Below are 2,217 nucleotides of genomic sequence, written 5' to 3' on the forward strand. Positions count from 1 at the left end.
TGTTGCAGATACAATGACTAAAGAGTACGGTAATCCGTCAAGTATGCATCACTTTGGCAAGGTTGCAGAAGATATAGTTAAGAATGCAAGAAAGCAAATAGCAAAGACTCTTCACTGTAATGATAAAGAGATCTTTTTTACCTCAGGTGGAACAGAATCTGACAATATGGCTATAATCGGAACTGCAAGAGCTAAAGAGAAAGAGGTTGGAAGACATCTTATCACCTCATCTGTCGAGCATCCTGCAATTCTTGAAACCATGAGATATCTTGAAAAGCAGGGATTTGAAGTTACTTATCTTCCTGTTGATAAGAACGGCCAGGTGGTATTAGAGGATCTTAAAAATGCAATAAGACCTGATACTATTTTGGTAAGCATCATGCTTGTAAACAATGAGATAGGTGCACTTGAGCCTATTGAAGAGTGCGGAAAGATCATAAAAACTGTAAATCCCAAGACCTATTTTCATGTAGATGCAGTTCAGGGATATGGTAAATTTGATATTAATCCTTCAAAAATGGGGATCGATCTTATGTCTGTTAGTGGTCACAAGATACACGGACCAAAGGGTACAGGCTTTTTGTATGTCAAAAACGGCGTAAGGATCGTGCCTATAAATTATGGTGGTGGTCAGCAGCAGGGTATGCGCTCAGGAACAGAGAATGTTCCTGGAATAGCAGGACTTGGAAGAGCTGCTGAAGAGATATATGAATCTCTTGATAGCCATGTAGAGACTATGAGAGAGCTAAAGAGCTATTTTATAGCTTCGGTAAATGATAAGCTCGAAGATGTAACAGTTAATGGTAAGACAGATAGTGACAGTGCTCCTCATATCGTAAGCATGAGTTTTAAGGGCGTAAGAGCAGAGGTACTTCTTCATGCTCTTGAAGACAAGGATGTATATGTTTCTGCAGGAAGTGCCTGCTCAACTAATCGCCCTCATGTAAGTGACACGCTTAAAGCTATAGGAGTTGATAAGGATCTTCTTGATTCTACACTTCGTTTCAGCATGTCTGTATTTACTACCAAAGAAGAGATAGATATGGCAGTAGAAGCACTAGAAGCTGTTGTGCCTATGCTTAGAAGATATTCACGTCAGTAATTACTGCTTATAATATGTCCTTATATTTACGACATAATGAATATCGTTTGATTACTCAAAAATGAAAATATCCGGGTAATCCGGTTTAGAGGTAAAGTTAAACTAATTAGAATCAGAAAGAGGTTATGATGCAGTATCACGCATTTATATTAAAGTATGCCGAGATCGGCTTAAAGGGTAAGAATCGTTATGTTTTTGAAGATGCTCTTATGCGTCAGATAAAGCGTGTGCTTGAAAAGTGTGCAGGCGAATTTGATGTAACAAGAACAGCCGGACGTATATATGTTGAAGCCAAAAACTATGATTTTGATGAGACTATAAGCGCTCTTCAGACAGTATTTGGCCTTTCAGGAATATGTCCTGCAGTTACTATAGAAAGAGACGGAGACAGTAAACTCCCTGATCCTGATAAGCTTGCAGAGCTTGTAGCAGGCTTTATGGGAGATGTATATCCTGATAAGCATAAATCCTTTAAGGTTCAGGTCAGAAGAGTTGATAAGTCTTATCCTCTTGATTCCATGGAACTTGGAAGAGATCTTGGAGCAGCTATCCTTGAAGCTCATCCTGACTTTACAGTAGATGTACATAACCCTGATATTCTTCTTCATGTAGAACTTAGAGAGAAAATCAATATTTACTCAGAAGTTATTCCGGGTCCCGGTGGAATGCCGCTTGGTACTGCCGGAAGAGCAATGCTTCTTCTTTCAGGCGGAATTGACAGCCCTGTTGCAGGTTATATGATCGCTAAAAGAGGCGTAGAAATTGAGGCAGTATATTTTAACGCTCCGCCGTATACATCAGAAAGAGCTAAGCAGAAGGTAGAAGACCTTGCAAGAGTTATTGCCAAGTATACAGGTAAGGTTAAGCTTCATGTAATTAACTTTACTGATATTCAGATGTATATATATGACAAGTGTCCACATGATGAATTAACTATCATCATGAGAAGATATATGATGCGTATTGCAGAGATACTTGCTAAGAACTCAGGTTGTATGGGACTTATTACAGGTGAATCAATAGGACAGGTTGCATCACAGACAATGCAGTCACTTCTGTGTACTAATGCTGTTGTAGAGTCTATGCCTGTTTACAGACCTGTTATTGCTTTTGAT

At 39.1% G+C, this 2,217-nt stretch carries 2 protein-coding genes; both read left to right on the plus strand.

Translation table 11 applies throughout. The features are described from left to right. Positions 1 to 1,102: cysteine desulfurase family protein (locus tag K6G87_RS16920; protein WP_296839856.1), on the plus strand; the 1,102-nt coding region annotated here is incomplete at its 5' end. 128 nt (positions 1,103 to 1,230) lie between these two features. Then, a partial coding sequence (gene thiI, locus K6G87_RS16925) for a tRNA uracil 4-sulfurtransferase ThiI (RefSeq protein ID WP_296839859.1) occupies positions 1,231 to 2,217 on the plus strand: 987 nt, incomplete at its 3' end.

Source organism: Butyrivibrio sp. (assembly GCF_024699075.1).